General features: G+C 46.3%; 19 protein-coding genes. 18 read left to right on the plus strand and 1 reads right to left on the minus strand.

What is annotated here, in order from left to right; translation table 11 throughout:
- Window positions 1-243 precede the first annotated feature (243 nt).
- The 14 genes from nifH to VIG27_RS03740 all read left to right on the plus strand — a co-directional run bounded on the left by nifH (window position 244) and on the right by VIG27_RS03740 (window position 14,401).
- Window positions 244-1,068, plus strand: a complete 825-nt coding sequence (nifH, locus tag VIG27_RS03675; protein ID WP_394527389.1) for a nitrogenase iron protein — start codon at window positions 244-246, stop codon at window positions 1,066-1,068.
- A 26-nt stretch (window positions 1,069-1,094) separates the two neighbouring features.
- Window positions 1,095-1,418, plus strand: a complete 324-nt coding sequence (locus VIG27_RS03680) for a P-II family nitrogen regulator (RefSeq protein WP_394525309.1) — start codon at window positions 1,095-1,097, stop codon at window positions 1,416-1,418.
- Window positions 1,419-1,450: 32 nt separating this feature from the next.
- A complete protein-coding gene (locus VIG27_RS03685; protein WP_394525310.1) occupies window positions 1,451-1,834 on the plus strand; it encodes a P-II family nitrogen regulator in 384 nt (127 codons plus the stop codon).
- A 14-nt stretch (window positions 1,835-1,848) separates the two neighbouring features.
- Window positions 1,849-3,447, plus strand: a complete 1,599-nt coding sequence (locus tag VIG27_RS03690) for a nitrogenase component I subunit alpha (RefSeq protein ID WP_394525311.1) — start codon at window positions 1,849-1,851, stop codon at window positions 3,445-3,447.
- Window positions 3,447-4,820 carry a nitrogenase component 1 gene (locus VIG27_RS03695; RefSeq protein WP_394525312.1) on the plus strand — a complete coding sequence of 458 codons (1,374 nt, stop codon included), beginning with the start codon at window positions 3,447-3,449 and terminating at the stop codon, window positions 4,818-4,820. The genes VIG27_RS03690 and VIG27_RS03695 overlap by 1 nt, the downstream gene beginning before the upstream one ends.
- 85 nt (window positions 4,821-4,905) lie before the next feature.
- Window positions 4,906-6,261, plus strand: coding sequence for a nitrogenase iron-molybdenum cofactor biosynthesis protein NifE (gene nifE / locus VIG27_RS03700; protein ID WP_394525313.1), 1,356 nt, complete (start codon window positions 4,906-4,908; stop codon window positions 6,259-6,261).
- Window positions 6,262-6,279: 18 nt separating this feature from the next.
- Window positions 6,280-8,955 carry a nitrogenase component 1 gene (locus tag VIG27_RS03705; RefSeq protein WP_394525314.1) on the plus strand — a complete coding sequence of 892 codons (2,676 nt, stop codon included), beginning with the start codon at window positions 6,280-6,282 and terminating at the stop codon, window positions 8,953-8,955.
- Between the two features lie 22 nt (window positions 8,956-8,977).
- Window positions 8,978-9,286 carry a 2Fe-2S ferredoxin gene (locus VIG27_RS03710; protein ID WP_394525315.1) on the plus strand — a complete coding sequence of 103 codons (309 nt, stop codon included), beginning with the start codon at window positions 8,978-8,980 and terminating at the stop codon, window positions 9,284-9,286.
- A 32-nt stretch (window positions 9,287-9,318) separates the two neighbouring features.
- On the plus strand, window positions 9,319-10,302 hold the full coding sequence (locus tag VIG27_RS03715; RefSeq protein ID WP_394525316.1) for a hypothetical protein: 984 nt from the start codon (window positions 9,319-9,321) through the stop codon (window positions 10,300-10,302).
- Window positions 10,277-11,104 (plus strand): homocitrate synthase, encoded by an 828-nt coding sequence (locus tag VIG27_RS03720; protein WP_394525317.1) that lies wholly within the window; start codon window positions 10,277-10,279, stop codon window positions 11,102-11,104. Before VIG27_RS03715 ends, VIG27_RS03720 begins: the two co-directional genes overlap by 26 nt.
- Complete coding sequence (locus VIG27_RS03725) at window positions 11,082-12,476, plus strand: hypothetical protein (RefSeq protein WP_394525318.1); 1,395 nt, start codon at window positions 11,082-11,084, stop codon at window positions 12,474-12,476. The genes VIG27_RS03720 and VIG27_RS03725 overlap by 23 nt, the downstream gene beginning before the upstream one ends.
- A 1-nt stretch (window position 12,477) precedes the next feature.
- A complete protein-coding gene (locus tag VIG27_RS03730; protein WP_394525319.1) occupies window positions 12,478-12,768 on the plus strand; it encodes a PqqD family protein in 291 nt (96 codons plus the stop codon).
- 20 nt (window positions 12,769-12,788) lie between these two features.
- Window positions 12,789-13,400: a Fe-only nitrogenase accessory AnfO family protein gene (locus tag VIG27_RS03735; protein WP_394525321.1), complete on the plus strand. Its 612-nt coding sequence runs from the start codon at window positions 12,789-12,791 to the stop codon at window positions 13,398-13,400.
- Between the two features lie 14 nt (window positions 13,401-13,414).
- Window positions 13,415-14,401: a hypothetical protein gene (locus VIG27_RS03740; protein ID WP_394525322.1), complete on the plus strand. Its 987-nt coding sequence runs from the start codon at window positions 13,415-13,417 to the stop codon at window positions 14,399-14,401.
- Between the two features lie 77 nt (window positions 14,402-14,478).
- On the opposite strand, the gene VIG27_RS03745 is transcribed toward VIG27_RS03740, so the two are convergent.
- A complete protein-coding gene (locus VIG27_RS03745; RefSeq protein ID WP_394525323.1) occupies window positions 14,479-16,029 on the minus strand; it encodes an oligosaccharide flippase family protein in 1,551 nt (516 codons plus the stop codon).
- A gap of 168 nt (window positions 16,030-16,197) precedes the next feature.
- Here VIG27_RS03745 and nifS point away from each other — a divergent pair, with 168 nt between their 5' ends.
- The 4 genes from nifS to VIG27_RS03765 all read left to right on the plus strand — a co-directional run bounded on the left by nifS (window position 16,198) and on the right by VIG27_RS03765 (window position 20,132).
- Window positions 16,198-17,382 carry a cysteine desulfurase NifS gene (nifS, locus tag VIG27_RS03750; RefSeq protein WP_394525324.1) on the plus strand — a complete coding sequence of 395 codons (1,185 nt, stop codon included), beginning with the start codon at window positions 16,198-16,200 and terminating at the stop codon, window positions 17,380-17,382.
- Window positions 17,383-17,450: 68 nt separating this feature from the next.
- Window positions 17,451-17,888 (plus strand): Fe-S cluster assembly scaffold protein NifU, encoded by a 438-nt coding sequence (gene nifU / locus VIG27_RS03755; protein ID WP_394525325.1) that lies wholly within the window; start codon window positions 17,451-17,453, stop codon window positions 17,886-17,888.
- A gap of 49 nt (window positions 17,889-17,937) precedes the next feature.
- On the plus strand, window positions 17,938-19,017 hold the full coding sequence (gene mnmA / locus VIG27_RS03760; RefSeq protein ID WP_394525326.1) for a tRNA 2-thiouridine(34) synthase MnmA: 1,080 nt from the start codon (window positions 17,938-17,940) through the stop codon (window positions 19,015-19,017).
- Window positions 19,014-20,132, plus strand: a complete 1,119-nt coding sequence (locus VIG27_RS03765) for an N-acetylmuramoyl-L-alanine amidase (RefSeq protein WP_394525327.1) — start codon at window positions 19,014-19,016, stop codon at window positions 20,130-20,132. The genes mnmA and VIG27_RS03765 overlap by 4 nt, the downstream gene beginning before the upstream one ends.
- Window positions 20,133-20,288: the final 156 nt, after the last annotated feature.

The following is a 20,288-nucleotide window of genomic DNA, read 5'->3' on the forward strand; positions in this document are numbered from 1 at the left end:
TGGTGATCCCGCTCTTTTTTGCAGTTATAGATCAAAAATGGAATGTAATACAAAATATAAAAAGAATTAGACTGTAATTTGTGCATAGTGCTGTATTGAATTCAGGAATTAAAACAGATATAGTTATAGCAACCTAAGTGGTCGACAAAACTTAGTTACTTTTTCATTTTCTATTCACGAAGAGGTGGAATGGCAGGATACCCAATGTATCCGCCTTCTGCCTCTTTTTTCATGTAAGGAGGAATTGTTATGAGACAGGTTGCAATCTATGGAAAAGGCGGTATCGGTAAATCTACAACAACGCAGAATCTGACAGCAGGTCTTGCAGAAATGGGCAAGCATATCATGATTGTAGGGTGTGATCCTAAAGCGGATTCTACCAGACTGGTGCTTGGAGGTCTGGCACAGAAGACGGTTCTTGATACCCTTCGTGACGAAGGCGATGACATTGAACTGGATGCAGTTATGAAAGAAGGCTATGGCGGGATCAAGGGCGTGGAATCCGGCGGACCTGAGCCTGGAGTAGGCTGTGCAGGCAGAGGAATTATCACTTCTATTAACCTGCTGGAACAGCTTGGTGCCTATACCGATGATCTGGATTATGTATTTTATGATGTATTGGGCGACGTTGTCTGCGGCGGATTTGCAATGCCTATCCGGGAAGGCAAGGCCCAGGAAATCTATATCGTATGTTCCGGGGAAATGATGGCCTTGTATGCGGCAAATAATATTTCTAAAGGTATTTACAAGTATGCAAAAACAGGGGGGGTAAGACTGGGCGGTCTGATCTGTAATTCCAGAAAGGTAGATAAGGAGCAGGATCTGGTTGAAGCCGTAGCAGCAAAAATCGGAACTCAGATGATTTATTTTGTACCTCGTGACAATGCGGTTCAGAGGGCAGAAATCAGAAAGAGAACTGTAATTGATTTTTCGCCGGAGGAGGCTCAGGCAAATGAATATCGTACATTGGCAAGAAAAGTGGATTCCAATGAAATGTTTGTGATTCCCAATCCAATGAAAATTGATGAACTGGAAGAGATCCTGATGGAATATGGACTCATGGAATAAGTGGGATTGAGAAAGGGGAAGTTGTTATGGTATTGGTGAGAGCGATCATTCGGCCGGAAAAGGCGGATTATGTTATGAAAGAAGCTGCGGAGGCAGGGTTTCAGGCAGTGACCAAAATGGATGTTTATGGACGCGGCAAGCAAAAAGGAATCACCGTAGGAGAAATCCATTACGACGAGATTCCAAAAGAAATGCTTTTATTTTTCTGCAACGATGAGGACAAAGATGATCTGGTAAGGGTAATATTAAGAACCGCCAGAACCGGGGATGGCAATTACGGGGATGGCCGTATCTTTATCTCTCCCATGGAGGAAGCATATACCATCAGCACCGGAAAGAAGGGGCTTTAAGGCAAGGCTTTTGAAAGAAAGGAGTGATTATAATGAAAGAGGTAATGGCATTTATCCGTGTCAATAAAATCAATCCCACGAAAAAGGCCTTGGCGGAAGGGGGATTTCCTGCATTTACCTGCAGATCCGTACTGGGCAGGGGAAAAAAACAGATTGATCCGGAGCTGCTGACCCTGGTTCTGGAGAATGGAGAACTTCCTATGTCTTTGAAAGGAGAGCATTTGTCAGAATCCTACCGGTGGATACCAAAACGGCTGGTGACCTTGGTTGTGGAAGATGAACAGGTAAAAGACGTTGTGGATATTTTGATCAAAACGAACCAAACGGGCAATCCGGGCGACGGGAAAATATTTGTGCTTCCGATTTATGAAGCTTATACCGTGAGAAGCGGAGAGCATACGATAGACGCTTATTGATGGGAGGGAAGGCTATGGCAAAAGAGAGAGATCTATTACTGGATAAGTATTCATCCAGAGTATTTAAAAACAGGAAAAGTCATATAACACAGCTGGAATTTGGGGAGAAACCGGATGAGATTGCTGCTAATAACAGAGCAATACCAGGAATCATAACCGCAAGAGGCTGCTGTTATGCAGGCTGCAAGGGTGTTGTGATAGGACCGATGAAGGATTCTGTGGTCATCACCCACGGACCAATCGGGTGTGCATTTTATACCTGGGGAACGAGAAGAAACAAAGCAAAGCCTTCCTATGAAGGAGAACCCAATTTTGTTCCCTATTCGTTCTGCACCGATATGAGGGCGCCGGATATCGTGTTCGGAGGAGAGAAAAAGCTGGAAGAAGGAATTGATGACATCATGCGGCTGTTCAATCCTAAATGTATTTTTATCTGTTCCACCTGTCCCATTGGTCTCATTGGCGACGACGTACAGGCCGTAGCAAGAAGGGTAGAAGAAAAGTACGGGATTACCGCAATTGGTTATTCCTGCGAAGGATATAAGGGGGTATCCCAATCCGCAGGCCACCATATTGCCAATAATGGCCTGATGCGCTACGTGATCGGAAAAGGGGAAGAAGCACCAAAGGCCAAATACAGTGTCAACTTGCTGGGAGAGTATAACATTGGGGGTGACGGCTGGGAACAGGTTCGGATTTTAAAGAAGATCGGTTATGAAGTGGTTTCTGTATTTACCGGTGATGGTTCGTATGAGACCGTTAAAAATTCCCATCTGGCAGATTTGAATCTGGTCATGTGCCACCGGTCCATCAATTACATAGCGGAAATGATGAAGACAAAATATGGAGTCGACTGGATCAAGGTCAATTTCATCGGAGTGGGAGGAACCTGCAAATCCCTTCGGATGATAGCAAAGTATTTCAATGACCCGGAGCTTATAAAAAGGACGGAGGAAGTAATTGCAGAAGAGTTGGCGGAAATTAATGAGGATATGGAATACTACAAATCCAAATTAAAAGGGAAGACTGCCGGTATCTTTGTAGGAGGTTCCAGGTCCCATCATTACCAGATGCTTTTAAAGGATTTTGGCATGGAAACCACCATTGCAGGCTATGAGTTTGCTCATCGGGACGATTATGAAGGACGGGAGATCATCCCTCAGATTAAGGCAGATGCGGATTCTAAAAATATTGAAGAAATAACGGTGCAGCGGGAGCCCGGCTATGAAGACCGTTACTCGGAAGAAGAGCTGAAAAAGATGCGGGAGGAAGGAATCGAGCTGGATACATATGACGGTATGATAAAAGATATGAACAAGGGCAATATGGTAGTAGATGACTACAATCTGTTTGAGACAGACCAGCTGATTGAGGAATACAAACCAGATATATTCTTTTCCGGCATCAAAGATAAATACGCCATACAGCATGGGGGAGTGGTATCCCGTCAGATGCATTCATACGATTATTCCGGCCCTTATGCAGGTTTCCGCGGAGCGGTGATCTTTGGAAGAGATGTTGCTATGAGTCTTTATACCAATGCCTGGGCGCTGGTGAAACCGCCGTGGAAAACCACGCCTATGATTGAAGGAACCTTAGGAGGTGTAGGCTAATGCTTGAATTGACCCCAAAAGAAATTATGGAAAAACGCCATATGACAATCAATCCCTGTAAAACGTGTGAGCCGGTAGGAGCCATGTTCTGTGCCCTTGGTGCAGAAAAGTGCATGCCTCATTCCCATGGTTCCCAGGGCTGCTGTTCCTATCACAGAACGGTGCTTAGCCGGCATTTTAAGGAACCGGCCATTGCTTCCAGCAGTTCCTTTACGGAAGGTGCATCCGTATTTGGAGGGCGCAGCAACATCACGACAGCTATGAAAAATGTATTTGATATCTATAATCCGGATATCATGGCCATTCACAGCACCTGTCTTTCGGAAACCATCGGAGATGATGTGAATTCCTACATTATGGATATGGAGATTCCCGAAGGCAAGACGGTTTTGTTTGCCAGCACGCCTTCCTATGAAGGCTCCCATATTCAAGGGTTTTCTAATATGATGATCGGTTTTATGAAGTATATGACCAAAAAAAGTGGAAAGCCAAACGGGAAGGCAGCGATCTTCCCGGGCTGGGTCAATCCAGGAGATGACCGGGAATTAAAAAGGATCGCCGGATTGATGGGGGCAAAGTATATTTATTTCCCAGATCATGACGGTACCTTGGATCACCCCATGGATGGCAAGAATGAATATTTCCACAGCCATGCAGGAACGTCTGCAGAGGATATAAAGGCTCTTGGGGATTGCGAAACGCTGATTTCCATGGGAACCTACTGCACTCTGGAGCCTTCCGAGTATATGAAAAAGGAATATAAAATCCCATTTGCCAACATTCCGGTTCCGGTAGGGGTAAAGCTGACGGATCAATATCTTATGGAGCTGCAGAAATTCACAAAGAATGAGGTTCCAAAGGTACTGGAAGACGAAAGAGGCAGACTGGTGGATTTAATGTTAGATGCACATCAGTATGTATATAAGAAGAAAGTCGCCATTTATGGAGACCCGGATATCGTATATGGATTTACTTCTCTGTGTCTGGAACTTGGAATGAGTCCCAAATACATCATCACCGGGACGCCCAAAGAACGGTGGGAGCGGGAAATCAAAGAGCTGATGGATCAGTACGGAGTCGATGAAAGCGAATATGTGGTCAAAGCGGATACGGATTTATTTTATCTTCACCAGTTGATTAAAAACGAAACGGTAGATCTGCTCCTTGGGTCCAGCTATGGAAAGCAGATTGCAAAGGCCGAGGATATTCCTATGGTACGAATGGGATTTCCGGTACTGGACCGGTATGGGAACCCCATACAGGCAACGGTGGGCTATGCCGGAGGAATCCGGTATGTGGAGAAAATCGTAGATGCAATGATGGACCGTCAGGACCGGGATGCGGCAGATGAAGATTTTGATGTAGTGATGTAACTCAGAGAACAAAGGAACCAGGGAGGGAGCCGCACCCTCCCTGTTGTTGTATTTTTTCAGGGTGGTATTTGAAAGGAGCATGGTCATGGAAACGGAAAACAACAACAAAAATATTTTGGAAGCCAGAAAAAGTTCCATTGTAATAAAAGACAGCTGCAGCGGTGCCAAAGGCGGAATCTGCTGTGACAGTAACAGTGTATCCGGTTCCGTGTCTCAGAGAGCCTGTGTATACTGCGGAGCCAGGGTTGTTTTAAACCCCATAACCGATGCATACCATATCGTCCATGGTCCCATTGGCTGTTCCAGCTACACCTGGGATATCAGAGGGTCCCTGACCAGCGGGGAAGATATTTACCGAAACAGCTTTTCCACGGATTTACAGGAAACGGATATTATTTTCGGAGGAATAAATAAGCTGGAAGCAGCCGTGGATGAGCTGATGGAAAAAGAAGAGAATGTAAAACTGATCTTTATCTATGCCACCTGCATCGTAGGGGTGATCGGAGATGATGTGGAAGCGTTATGCAAAATCAAATCCAATCAGTATGGCATACCCGTAATTCCAGTCAAATCCCCTGGGTTTTCCGGCAATAAATCCACCGGATACCGTATGGCATGTGACGCCATTATGAACGTTCTTCTTCCATATAAAAGTGAGCAAAAGAAAAAAGCCATCAACATATTAGGAGATTTTAATCTGGCTGGGGAGATGTGGATCATCAAAAACTATTTAAAAGAAATCGGGATTGATGTGATCTCCGGTTTTACGGGAGATACCTGTTATGAGGATATGATCGAAGCTCCAAAAGCAGCCTTAAATATTGTCCAGTGTGCAGGGTCCAGCACCTATCTGGCAAACCGCATGGAGGAGGAATTTGGAATTCCATTTATCAAGGTCAGCTTTTTTGGAATTGAAGATACCACCTCATCCCTGATCCGAGTGGCAGAAGCTCTTGAGGACGAAGAGGCAAGGGCGAAGGCGGTGGAGTTCTGTTCCAGGAAGCAAGCAGAGCTGAAGGAATTTTTAGACCGGTACCGGAAAAATCTGGAAGGAAAAAAAGCAGCTATTTATGTGGGCGGAGGCTTTAAGGCCATTTCCCTCATCCGCCAGTTTAAAGCCATGGGAATCGAAACTGTGGTGGTTGGGACACAGACCGGAAAGAAGGAAGATTATGAGATAATAGAAAGTCTGGTGGAGCCGGAAACCATCATCCTTGACGATGCCAACCCGGCGGAGCTAGAGACATTTATGAGAGAAAAAGGGGCTCATATTCTGGTGGGAGGAGTAAAGGAAAGACCTCTGGCCTATAAATTAGGGATTGCCTTTTGCGATCATAACCACGAAAGAAAGTTCCCGTTGGCCGGCTTTGAAGGGGTCTATCACTTCACCATGGAGATCAATAGAAGCATCAACAGTCCGGTATGGGACTATGCAGGCTGACAGAAAGGCGGAATGACAATGAAAAGTAAGGTAGAACCTCTCGTAAATTTAAATATCAATCCATGTAAAATGTGTATGCCCATGGGAAGCGCTACCGCGTTCTATGGCCTGAAAAACTGCATGACCATACTGCACGGTTCCCAGGGGTGCGCGACTTATATCCGAAGACATATGGCAACTCATTACAATGAACCGGTGGATATTGCTTCCTCCTCTTTGACGGAACAGGGAACGGTTTACGGGGGAAGTGACAATTTAAAAAAGGGCTTAAAGAATCTGATTGAGCTTTATCACCCGGATATGATAGGAGTGATGACCACCTGTCTGGCCGAGACCATCGGAGAAGATGTTCCGGGAATACTGGAAACATTTCTGGAGGAAAACCCGGAGTACCGTGATATTACACTCATTTCCTGTTCGTCACCGGGATACGGCGGAAGCCAGTATGAAGGATACTTTGCCGCACTTTATGCAATTGTTTCTTCCATAGAAATGAGCAGGGAGAAAAATAATCTTGTGAATGTTGTGACAGCCCCCATCAGCCCGGCGGATACCAGGTACATAAAAAACATGTTAAATCTCTTTGGGATCAATGCCATTCTCCTGCCGGATCTATCTGAAAATCTGGATGGGGTCCACGATAAGGAATATAACCGTCTTCCTCATCACGGAACGGATATTCGCGATTTAAAAAGGATGGGGGGAGCAAAGCTGACCCTGGAATTATGCGGGTTTGAGCGGAAGAATTCAGTGGCGGAATATTTGCAGAATACATATGGAGTGCCCTATATCAGACTCCCCCTGCCCGTAGGACTGAGAGATACGGACATTTTTTTAAAAATCCTTTCTGACATTTCCGGGAAAGAAATTCCCCAGGAGCTAAAAAAGGAAAGAGGGCGGTATTTAGATGCCATGATTGATTCCCACAAATACAATTCCGCCGGAAGGGCCGCTGTATTTGGAGAACCGGATCAGGTATATTCTACGGTGCGCATGATGTGTGAATGCGGAATCCTGCCCGTGGTGTGTGCGACCGGAACCTCCTGTCCGGAACTTGTGGAAAAAGCCGGTGCAGAAATCCATAAATTAGGCACGCGTTATCTGGCGGAAGATTTTAAGATTGCAGACAAGGCAGACTTTAAAGACATCGAAGCCATGGTCACTTCCTGTCAGGCCAATATTCTGGTGGGGAATTCCGATGGAAGAAGGATTGCTGAGGATTTAAACCTTCCGTTAGTACGCAGGGGATTTCCAATCCATGACCATGTTGGAGGCCAGCGGCTGAAAATGCTAGGGTACGAGGGCTCCATGGAGTATATGGATGAGATTTCCAATCAGCTGATTGATACCACAGAAACTACGTTTAGGAAGACACTATATGACAAGTATTATAAAGATGGTCTGATTGGTGAAAAAAAGAAGGAAGAACAGATGAAAGCAGAGCAAGGTATGGTGCAGAAAAATAGTATCGCCGCACAGGAAGAAGTGATGAGACGCAAGACCCTGGAGCATCCCTGCTACAACTGCAAAGGCCACAAATTTGCCCGAATCCATCTCCCGGTAGCACCCGCCTGCAATGTCCAGTGCAGTTACTGTGTCAGAAAGTTTGACTGTCCCAACGAGAGCCGTCCGGGAGTGACTTCCTCCGTCCTTACCCCTGAGGAAGCCCTTAAACGGTATCTTCTGGTCAAGAAAAAAATGCCAAACTTAACGGTCGTGGGCATTGCGGGACCGGGAGAGGCTCTGGAAAACTGGGAAAGTGTAAAAGCAGTTTTTGAATTAATAAGAGAACAGGACCCGGATGTGACCTTCTGCCTTTCCACTAACGGGTTAAAGCTTCCCATGTATGCGGAGGAACTGGCAAGACTTTCCGTATCCCATGTAACGGTCACCTTAAATGCGGTGGACCCTCATATCAGCGGGCAGATGTACCAGTATATCCGGTTTATGGGAAAAGAGTACCGGGAAGATGCGGCAGGGGCCATTATGGTGGCGAACCAGCTTGCAGGAATCCGGCTTTTGATTGCCAGCGGTGTTCTTGTAAAGGTTAATATCGTGACGGTCAAAGGAATCAATGACCATCATGTGCCGGAAGTGGTAAAAACCGTAAAATCCATGGGATGCTTTATCACCAACATCATGCAGATGATTCCGGTGGAAGGGAGCGCATTTGAACGCGTGGAGCCTATTTCCAATAAACAGCTGACAAAACTGAGAAAACAGTGCGAGGAGATCATGCCTCAGATGTATCACTGTCAGCACTGCCGGGCAGATGCGGTAGGTACCCTTACCGATGACAAATCCATAGAGTTAAAAGAATTCTTATCAGAGAAACCCAAAGAATCCGCTCCTGTTTCTATAAGCTACCGGTTTGCGGTGGCATCAAAAAGCGGCGTGATCGTTGATACACATTTCGGGCATGCAAAGGAATTTTATTTATACGATTATAAAAACGGAGAAGTACGTTTCGCAGGAAAACGGAAGGTGGAGCAGTACTGTGCCGGAGAGAAGTCCTGCGGAGAGAAAGAAGATAAAATGGAACAGCTGTTAAAGGCACTTACAGGCTGCAATGGTGTCATCGCCATGCGGATCGGCATGGAGCCAAAGAAAAAGCTGGCACAGCTTGGCATCAAACCGGTAAATACATATGACATGATTGAAGATGCGGTGAAAAAGGCCGCCGCCGCCATGTAAAGAAGGAAAGAGGAGGAGTCAAATGGTACAGCCCAAATATCATGTATTGATCTGCACCAGCTGCAGAGTAAACGGAACCCAAAAAGGAATGTGTTATCAGAAAGGCGGTGTGGACTTGATCCAGTCCTTTATGCAGGAGATCGAAGACCGGGAATTATCGGGGGAAGTGGTCCTTAATAATACGGGCTGCTTTGGAATCTGCGAAAAAGGCCCGGTGGTTGTGGTATACCCGGAAGGCGTCTGGTACGGGAATGTGACCGAAGAAGACGTGGAACGGATTTTTGACGAACATTTTGAAGGAGGAACACCGGTTGCAGATTTGATGATCTGACAGGGTCGAACGGAAAAAGGAGGGGTTGTTTCATGATGAAGATCATAGATGCCACACTTGCTATGCTGGATGAATATTCACTGACAAAGGAACTGGTTTTGGAATTTGCAAAGACGTTGATTCGTCTCTCTGTTTCCGGTGTTGTTATATCGCCAAGGGTTTACCATCTCATCCATGGGGAACTGCCGGAAGGCGCTATCTATTATATGGAGCTTCCTAATTTAAGAGAGAGCAGTAAATATCCGGGTGTTGGATATTTTCTCTCCTCCTTCTGTGACGGTACGGGAAGGGGCATCCGAAATATCCAGGTCAATGACATCTCTGAATTAAAGGGTCTGGAGGGCATTGAGCAGGATCAGAAATTAAGGCTTACCGGCCTTGATGATCTGTTGATCTATGAAAGCAGGGATATATATGAACGGGGCATGAAACTGCTTATGCGGGTCTCCCCCATTCTGTACCCGGAGGACTCTTATTACTGTGCATCTGCCATTGCAGCAGATTTCTTACAGTACCATCACAACGGAACGGTGATGACGACGTTTACCGGAATCGGCAATAAGGCGGCAACGGAGCAGGTGATATTAGCCATGCGGGTGGTGGAGCGATACAAACCAAACCACAGCTTTGAAATGCTGACCGAACTTCGGACTCTTTTTGAACAAATGACCAGATCGGAAGTGTCCTCCCATACTCCGGTGATCGGGCGGAAAATATTTCATATCGAATCCGGCATTCATGTGGATGGGGTCTTAAAAAAGCCTTCCAATTATGAATCCTTTCCTCCGGAGCTTGTGGGAGCATCGAGAAAAGTGGTATTGGGAAAGCATTCCGGAGGAACCTCCATACGCTATAAGCTAAAGCAGCTTCATCTGGAAGGACGCTATGATGTGAACCAGCTGCTGGATCTGGTGAAGCGTAAAAGCATAAAAAAAGGCGGAGAAGTAACCGATGAAGAGTTTTTAAACATAATGAGTGAGTGTGATGTGTATGAAGAGAAGAATCAAATTAGTTGATACCACCCTGCGTGACGGGGAGCAGTGTCCCGGTATCGTATTTTCTCCCTCGGATAAGATCAGGCTGGCTCTTTATTTAGACCGCATCGGCATTGATGAGATTGAGGCCGGAATCTATGATACCGGAACGGAAGGAATGAACTACATCAGTGAGATCATGAAACGGAAAAAACAGGCCAGGATATCTGTGTGGTCCAGATTAAATCCCAGAAACGTAGAAGAATCCGCCAGACAGAGACCGGATTTAATCCACATTGGAACGCCGGTATCCTATGCACAGATCTATAATAAAATTGGAAAAAATAAGAAATGGATTGAAAATACACTCCAGGAATGCATTCAAGTGGCAAAGGATTATAACATTCCCATAACCGTAGGTCTGGAGGATGCATCAAGGGCTGATGTGGCATTTTTAATTTCTTTAATCCGGCTTATGAGGCAGCAGGGCGTGGAAGTCATCCGGTTAGCCGATACGGTGGGTGTCTTATTCCCCCGGAGAGCAAGGGAAATGATTGGGGAGATCAAGCAGACCGGGATTCAGGTGGAGGTCCATGAACACAATGATTTTGGAATGGCGGTAGCAAACTCCATGGTCATGGCACTTGCGGGAGCGGATATGGTTGACGGCACTTTAATGGGGATTGGGGAACGGGCAGGAAACTGCAACCTCTATGAATTTGTACATGGAGCCAACAGGAAATTTGATTTTTTAGTGAACAGTCTGGATATTAAAAAAGCAGAAGGTCTTTTACAATCCATTATGAACGGAGGGGAAACGGATGATACGTCAGATTCGATTTGAGGACGGAAAAAGCAGGATCGCAGAAGGAATTAGAAGTCTTTGCCGTGCGCTTTCCCTGGAAGGCGGAATTCTGGTAAAAGGAACCTACTGTTTTTCCGCGGCAGAGGTGGCAAAGGAACTGGAAGGAGAAGACTTATTTATGAACCAGGGAATCAGGCTCGCTTGTGCCGCCATAAGCGAGATCAATGAGGTTACAGGCTGCGGAACCAGAGAGACCGCCCGCATGATGGGCTCTTTGCTTTCTGTCTGTGAACGAAAAGCGGCTTCGGGCATTAATCCGGTTTTCCTGGCAAAGGATTTAAAACAGGCGGCAGACTCACTGGAAGCAGCCGTCTTAAACGGATCATTTTTTTCCGGAAAGTCAAAAGGAGAGCTGATCGGGCAGATCACCAGGGACCCTGAAACTGCCCGAATGATACTAAAAGGCACTGAAGCCGGGGAACTGGTGGTAAAGGAGTCCATGTATGCGGACACAAGGCTTCAGATCACCAGAGGAATGCACCTTGACGGTCCGCTTACCGTGGGGGAGTCTGGGACGTTTTCTGAGGTGTTGGTCCTGATCGTAAACCGTCCGCTGTCCTCCTTTGGGGAACTGGTTCCTCTGCTTCAGAAATTGGGACAGCAAAAGCTGTTTATTCTCGCAGATCAGATTGAAGGAGAGGCCCTGTCCCTTTTGTCTGCCAATGTAAAAAAAGACCGTCTCCATGTGTGGGCAATGAAAGCACCTGGCATAGGGCGGAGAAAAGAAGATATCATGGGGGATGTGGCAGTCTTAACCGATACAAGAGTGTTTGATGGTATGTACCCATGCTCCATAGAGGAGATCCCTTTGCAGATGCTTGGAAAGGCAAACGTTTTAACGGCAGCAGGGACGTACACGGTAATAGAAGGGGATGCTGACCGGGATATGGTCCGTAACCGAATCGTAGACATAAAAAAGAAAATCGGGGATCCAAAAACCAATTATTACGACAAGCAGAAACTAAGAGAACGGCTCGCTGCCCTAAACGGGACCGCACCGGTGCTTTATGCCGGAGGGGATACACTTTCTCAGTCCAAAGAAGAAAAAAGAAGAATCGAATATGCCGTTGCCTATGCCCAGACTATAGAGCGTTATGGGATATACCATACCAAAGACCTGCTTTCTGTTTCTTTCAAATCCGAAGCAGAAAAAATGCTTGCACAGGTCATAAGCAAAAGTCTGGACGGGGAAGAAATCAGCACCTGGCTTTTGGTATTAATGCTTCGGAAGGTATGCGGTCTGATGGTCATGTGGCTGACAACAGGAGCGGTGATGGTGAGTACGGGGTACGACCGGGAAGATTTGGAACTGATAAAAAACGGTGTGGATATAGAAAGGTTGAGGGGTTGAAATGAAGATCAGGAATGTGAAGCTGAAACCTGGATATGTCTTAAAGGAACTTGGGGGGGAGTTTTGTATTTTTGATGAAAGAGACAGTCAGAACGGTTCCTTAGACGGACTTCCGTCTGTCAATGAGACCTGTATTTTTTTATGGAACAGTCTGGAGCGGGGAACCGCGGTTACGGAGCTGGTCTCTCTTTTGTCAGCTGAAAAAAATATAGATGAGGAAGATGCCCAGCTGGAACTGGAAGAATTTCTTGCAAAGCTGATCCATGGAAAGGTGATCGAAATAGAAAGTTAAAAAAGGAAGGGGTTGTGTGAATGGATCAAATAGCGGTATTCAAAAGAGATGAGAAAATGGAGGCGTTTCTTCATTGCAACAGAGTAGAAATCTATGAAAAACAGGATGAAACCTGGCTTCTTGTAAAGACCGTCAGTTTTCCCCCGGTAAAAGGAAATACCGTAAAGGAACTGCGGCAGGAAACGGAAAACATTGCAGTGTATGCAGAGGATGCGAAAGCCATACTTTGCAAAGAAATAACCGGAATTCCCTTTTCCGTATTTGATAAAAAAGGCTATGGGATTTTCTGTACGGAAGAAGCGGGGGAAGAAACCTTTGAGGGCGTGATAACCGAGTTAAAAGAAAGCGATGAGAAAAAGCGAATGAAAGAAGAAATGATCCGCAATGCACGGCCTGTAGAAACAGGTACTCCCGGAATTTATCATCTGAATCTGCTGGACTTGCAGAAGGAGTGCCCGGAGGTTTCTTCCAAAAAGGCACTGGTCTCTTTTCTGAAACAAACTCCTTTTTTAGAACTTCATCTGATCTGTGCCCATATTCCACCATGGCTGGAGCATGACTCCACTCTTGAAAAAAAGGTCCGGTTACAAGATGGAGTTTCATATGTAACCATAACAAAAAAGCAATGCTAGCGGGAGGGAAAAAGATGCAAAATTATATGGTATTAGATGATAAAAAGCTGCAGACTCCCTTTGGAATCCTGGGAGGGGTGGATTCTTTCTCCTGCCACCCCACAGGAGAACTGTATGGAGTACGGCTTTCCGAGAAAAATATGATTCTCACACAAATAGGAGAACTGGTTCCTGCCTATACGGAAAATAACAGACGAAAGAATCGGCCGTCCATTGAATTTAACAGACAGGGCATGGTCATGAGCGTAGCGCTGGAACAACAGCAGGAGATTACGACTCCCATTGGGGAACTTCCGGCAGAACGCATCAAATTCTATCCCGGGGGAGAGCTGCACCGGGTATTTGTTTTAGATGGACAGCTCAGCGGCTTCTGGACCGAAGAAGAGGAGCGGGAATTAAATGTTCCTCTTACCTTTGACCTGGGATTTTCCGAATTCCGGGCAATGATCAATGGAATCTGCTTCTACGAAAGCGGTGATATCAAAAGTATCACTCTGTTTCCGGGAGAAAATGTCGTCATTCAGACTCCGGTGGGAGTGATAGAAACAAAAGTAGGAGTTTCCTTATATGAGTCAGGACGCTTAAAGTCCGTGGAACCCTCCAATCCAGTCATGGTGCAAACTCCCATCGGAACCATGGCAGCCTATGATCCGGACCAGATTGGAATCAATGCGGACAGCAATTCCCTTTCCTTTACAGAAGCTGGCCGGATTCAGTCTCTCATTACCTGCGACCATTCGGTTTATGTGCAGACGGAGGAGGAACAAATCATCAAGCATTCTCCCCGTATTAAAGTTCATCCGCTTTATGACGACGTGCTTACGGTATCCGGATTAAAGGTAAGCTTTGATTACGATACAGAGGAAGTCAAGATCGAAGATCAAACGTACCCACTGCAGACTTGTGGTTTCACCATAGAACCCTTTCAAAGACCAGGGCTCCATTGCAGTCCCGCGGATTGTGCCAATTGTTCCCTGTGTAACAAAAGTTCTGTAAAATAGTGCAGGAAAAGACATTCATCACGTAGAAAATCTGCCAGGCAAAAGAATACCAATGCTGCCTGGCAGATTTTATTCCCTTAGAAGTCCTCCGTTTTTCCGCCTTTCAATATATGGGCTCCAACCAGAAGAAGCAGATAAAAGCCGCATAAAATTATGATATGTATTGCCGTTTTTATAAAGAGCGGCAGCCCGCTGAAAGGATCAGCTGTAGAAAACGCGGCATAATAGATTCCGATTGCCAAAACCATAAGAATTGCCGGCTTTGCGATCATATCCCAGGCGTTCCATGTAAATTCCACTTTTTTCTTTAAGGTTAGAACATGCAGGAGAGCCAGAAGGAGTTCACTGACCAGAGCACCCACCAGATAAGCAAAGATTCCAAATCGTGGAATCCCGAAAAGGACAAAAAGGAGACGGACCACCATGGCAATTACATTCTGGATAAAGGTTACCGAGGTCCGCCCCAACCCGTTTAGGATGCTGCCCATGGTGGTGACCAGATAAAGAAAGGGGCACAGCCATGCAAGAATGGTCATATAGCTGCCTGCGGTGTTGTCTTTAAATACACTGACCCCCAGATCATCGCCAAATAAAGTAAAAATTCCGATGCACAGGATTCCCACATACAGACAATACCGAAGGGACATGGAAATGGCTGATCCGATTCTGCGGTCATTTCCCTCAGACTGGGCCTCTGCAACTGCAGGAAGCAAAAGCACTGCCAATGAATTAAATACTGTAGATGGGAACAAAATAAAAGGCAGAGCCATTCCGGTCAGAACACCGTAAACAGATAATGCTGCCGAGTCCGTAAGCCCTGACATCTGAAGCCGGCTTGGAATAAGGATGGCTTCCGCACTGGCAAGAACATTCAAAACCAGCCGGTTTCCCATCAAAGGCATTGCCAGATGCATAAGCTCCGGTGCCGTTTCCCGAAAACCGGAGGAAACGTGGGTAACGCCAGGAGCCAGCTTTGGAGGAAAGAACCGGTAGGCGGTGACCGTATAAAGAGAGGAAGCGATTTCTCCGATCAAATGTCCAAAGACAGCAAGCTGTACGGTGATGGTGATGCCTGACTGGATCATAATATCCGCAATTAAAAATACGGCTCCGATCCTCACACTCTGTTCCATGATCTGGGCAAAGGCTGGAACCTGGGGACGCTGCATACCGTAATAATAGCCGTTGATGCAGGCATGAATGGCGGCGCATGGTACAGAAACAGCAACAAAGATCAGAAGAGGCGCGCAGCGGGGTTCCATCAGGATATTTCCGGCAATCATATCCCTGAACTGGATGATACCGTATGCCAGAACCACGGAAATAGTCAAGGAAATGATCAAACCGGTGCGGAAAATGGAACGGCCTTTTCTCACATTGGCGGCTACGGACTGGGATATGGCAGTTTGAATGGAGCCGGCACATAAGGCAAAGCAGATGCCAAATACCGGATGGATCAGATTAAAGACTCCAAGTCCCTCCGCTCCGATAGTTCTGGAAAGAAAGATCCGGTAAAAAAAGCCCAGCACCCGGGTAATGAGCCCGGCGGAAGTCAAAAGCAGGGTTCCGGTCAATAAAGCGTATTTGGTTGGAGACAATTTTCGCGGAATCTTAAGCGTATCATTCATGAAATCTCCTGAAAATGATAATTATTATAAATATATGGATTGGATTCTTTCTTCATGACATATTCATAATGAGAATCATTCCTATTGAAATTCTAGGAAATGTGTGTATAATAGAGTTTGTAGATGAAGCTTTTAACTTTAGGACTACAGAAAGGCGGAACTAACAATATGAAGCAATTGATTTATCTTGACAACGCAGCAACGACCAGAACACGACCAGAGGTCGTAGAAGCCATGCTGCCGTATTTTACGGAATATTATGGAAATCCATCTTCCGTATATGAGTTTTCCGGGATCTCAAAGAAGGCCATCGCAGGAGCCAGAGAAACCATCGCAAGTGCCATTGGTGCAAAATCAAATGAGATCTATTTTACAGCAGGAGGCTCTGAGTCAGATAACTGGGCATTGATTGCGACAGCAGAAGCTTATGCGGAAAAGGGAAAACACATCATAACCAGCAAGATCGAGCATCATGCGGTGCTTCACACCTGTGAGTATTTGGAGAAGCGCGGTTTTGATGTCACCTATTTAGATGTGGATGAGAACGGCGTCGTAAAACTGGATCAGTTAAAAAAGGCCATTCGGCCGGATACCATTCTTATCTCAATTATGTTTGCCAATAATGAGATCGGAACCATCGAACCCATTAAGGAGATTGGCGAAATAGCAAAAGAACACGGCATTTTATTCCACACCGATGCAGTCCAGGCTTTTGGACATGTGCCCATCCATGTGGATGATTATCATATCGATATGCTCAGTGCCAGCGGCCACAAGATCAATGGACCGAAAGGCATTGGCTTTCTTTATATCCGTACCGGCATCAAATCACGCTCTTTCGTTCACGGCGGCGGACAGGAAAGAAAACGGCGTGCAGGAACAGAGAACGTCCCAGGCATCGTAGGCTTTGGAAAAGCTGTAGAGCTTGCAGTAGCTGAGATGGATGAGAGGATCAAAAAAGAGTCCGGGCTTCGGGATTATTTGATGGAGCGCGTGATGTCTGAAGTTCCCTATACGAGAATCAACGGTCATCGTAAGAACCGGCTATCTAACAATGTGAATTTTGCATTTCAGTTTATTGAAGGAGAGTCACTTCTTATCATGCTGGATATGAAAGGAATCTGCGGTTCCAGCGGTTCTGCCTGCACATCGGGTTCTCTGGACCCCTCCCATGTGCTTCTCGCGATCGGACTTCCTCATGAGATCGCTCATGGTTCCCTTCGTCTTACCCTGGATCAGGTAAATACAAAAGAAGAGATGGATTTTGTAGTGGAATCCGTGAAAGAAATCGTAGAAAAGCTGCGCAGCATGTCACCGCTTTATGAGGACTATATCAAGCATCAGGCGAAATAAAAGGAGTCTCTGCAGCAGTGGATCAGTAACAACAGGACATTATTACCTGGAAATGGAGAAGATAGAATATGTATACAGAAAAAGTAATGGATCATTTTGAACATCCAAGAAATGTAGGCGAAATAGAGAATGCAAGCGGTATGGGTACCGTAGGCAATGCGAAATGCGGCGATATCATGAGAATGTATCTGGATATTGATGAAAATCAGGTTATCCGTGATGTAAAATTCAAGACCTTTGGCTGCGGTGCTGCAGTTGCAACCAGCAGTATGGCCACAGAGATGGTAAAAGGCAAGACAGTAAAGGAAGCAATGGAAGTTACCAACAAAGCTGTCTGTGAGGCACTCGACGGGCTTCCACCAGTGAAGATACACTGTTCTTTATTGGCAGAGGAAGCGATTCACGCCGCATTATGGGATTATGCAACCAAGCACGGAATTGAAATCGACGGTTTAAAGAAACCCAAGTCCGACATCGGTGAGGAAGAAATCGAAGAAGAATATTAAGATGCCGGGCTTTTGCTTACCCGGCGGAAGAAAGTGGAAACGTGAAGCTATGAGTAAAGCGAAAGTAGTAGTAGGAATGTCGGGAGGCGTTGATTCCTCTGTAGCCGCATGGCTTTTAAAGGAAGAGGGATACGACGTCATCGGCGTTACCATGCAGATATGGCAGGACGAGGATACCAAGACCCAGGAAGAGAACGGAGGCTGCTGCGGACTGAGTGCCGTGGATGATGCCAGACGTGTTGCATGGGATCTGGGTATTCCTTATTATGTCATGAATTTTAAAGAAGAGTTCAAATCAAGCGTCATAGATTATTTTGTAGAAGAATACCAGAAGGGGAGGACCCCCAATCCGTGTATTGCCTGTAACCGCTACGTCAAATGGGAGTCTCTGTTAAAGAGGAGTCTGGATATCGGTGCGGATTATATCGCCACCGGCCATTATGCCCAGATAGAGCAGCTGCCAAGCGGAAGGTATGCATTGAAGAAATCGGTGACGGCTGCAAAAGACCAGACATACGCGCTGTATAATCTGACCCAGGAGCAATTATCCCGCACGCTGATGCCGGTGGGGGCTTATACCAAGGACCAGATCAGGGAGATTGCTGAAAAAATAAGCCTCAGGGTGGCCCATAAACCGGACAGTCAGGAGATTTGCTTTATCCCGGATAACGATTATGCTGGCTTTATTGAAGAGAATTCCGGAGAAAAAGTACCGGAAGGCAACTTTGTGGACTTGAACGGACAGGTGATCGGACGGCACAAAGGAATCACCCACTATACCGTCGGCCAGAGAAAAGGGCTGAATCTGTCCATGGGACATCCTGTTTTTGTGGTTGAGATACGTCCTGAGACCAACGAAGTGGTGATCGGAGATGGAGAAGACGTTTTTTCCGAATCGTTAAGGGCCGGTTATTTAAACTGGATGGCCATCGACGGACTTCATGGAGAGCCTATGGAGGTGACTGCCAAGATCCGCTACAGCCATAAAGGCGCCCGCTGCACCATCAGGGAAGCGGAGGACGGAGTGGTAGAATGTAAGTTTGAGGAACCGCAGCGCGCCATTACACCTGGACAGGCCGTTGTATTTTATGACGGCGATTACGTTGTCGGAGGAGGAACCATACTGTGAAGAAGCGAAGGAAAAAAAGAGGATGGTTCCTCCTTTTTGCTGTCATTTTCTGTGCAGCCATGCTTTTTGGCTGTCAAAAGAAGTACGAAGCGGTGGATGGGCCAACGGTGGAAGAGGCAAAGGGCGGTCTGCCTGAGCAAGTTAATGGGGCAGTTCCTGTCCCCATGGAAGACACTTCCGGTAATGCAGGGACAAGCTCCCATAAAGCGGCTGTTACCAAAGAGACGGCACCTGCATTTCAGGGAACCGATGAGACCGTCTATGTGACAGGAGATCAGGTCAATGTAAGAAAGTCTCCATCCTCTGACGGGGAGATTCTTACAACGCTGGACAAGGCAGTTTCCTTAAAAAGGACCGGTTACAGCAGTACCTGGAGCCGGGTTGCCTATCAGGACAAGGTGTGCTATATCTCATCCCGATACGTGTCAAAGGAAAAACCAGTGGTAGAAAAGGAAAGCCAGGCACCTTCGGTGACAGGAAGCGGAGCAGGCAAAGTCATAGCCATTGATCCTGGGCATCAGGCGAAAGGCAATTCCGAGAAGGAACCAATTGCTCCCGGTTCTTCTAAGAAGAAGGCCAAGGTAGCTTCCGGCACTCAGGGAGTTAAGACAGGGATTCCGGAATATCAGCTTACCCTTGCAGTTTCCTTAAAGCTCAAACAGGAGCTTTTGGACCGGGGCTATCAGGTCTATATGATCCGGGAGACCAATGAGGTCAATATCAGCAATGCAGAACGGGCCGAGATGGCAAACAAAAGCGGTGCTGATATTTTTGTCAGAGTCCATGCCAATTCCATCAATGACAGCAGCATCCACGGGGCACTTACCATGTGCCAGACCTCTAAGAATCCTTACAATGGAAATCTTTACGGAAAAAGCTCGGCTCTTTCAAAAGCCGTAGTGGACGCACTTGCAGCCAAAACCGGTTTTAAGAACCGGGGCGTGCAGGAGAGCGACTCCATGAGCGGCATAAACTGGTGCAGGATACCGGTTACTATCGTTGAGATGGGCTTTATGAGCAACCCGGAAGAGGATCAAAAGATGGCAACAGAGGAATACCGGGATAAAATTGCAAAAGGGATTGCAGACGGAATTGATGCTTATTATGCAAAGTAAAGTCATAGATCCCATCATAAATTCATTTGAATAATCGAAAATGGAAGAACAGTCTTAGTGGGAATGCAGCTCTTTGACAGAGTGCATACTTAAGAGCTGTTCTTCTTTGTATCAGGTGGTCAGTCATAAATCCCTGCAAAAAAGCATAAATTTTCC

The sequence above is a fragment of the Lacrimispora sinapis genome (assembly GCF_043633585.1).
GTDB classification, from domain to species: domain Bacteria; phylum Bacillota; class Clostridia; order Lachnospirales; family Lachnospiraceae; genus Lacrimispora; species Lacrimispora sinapis.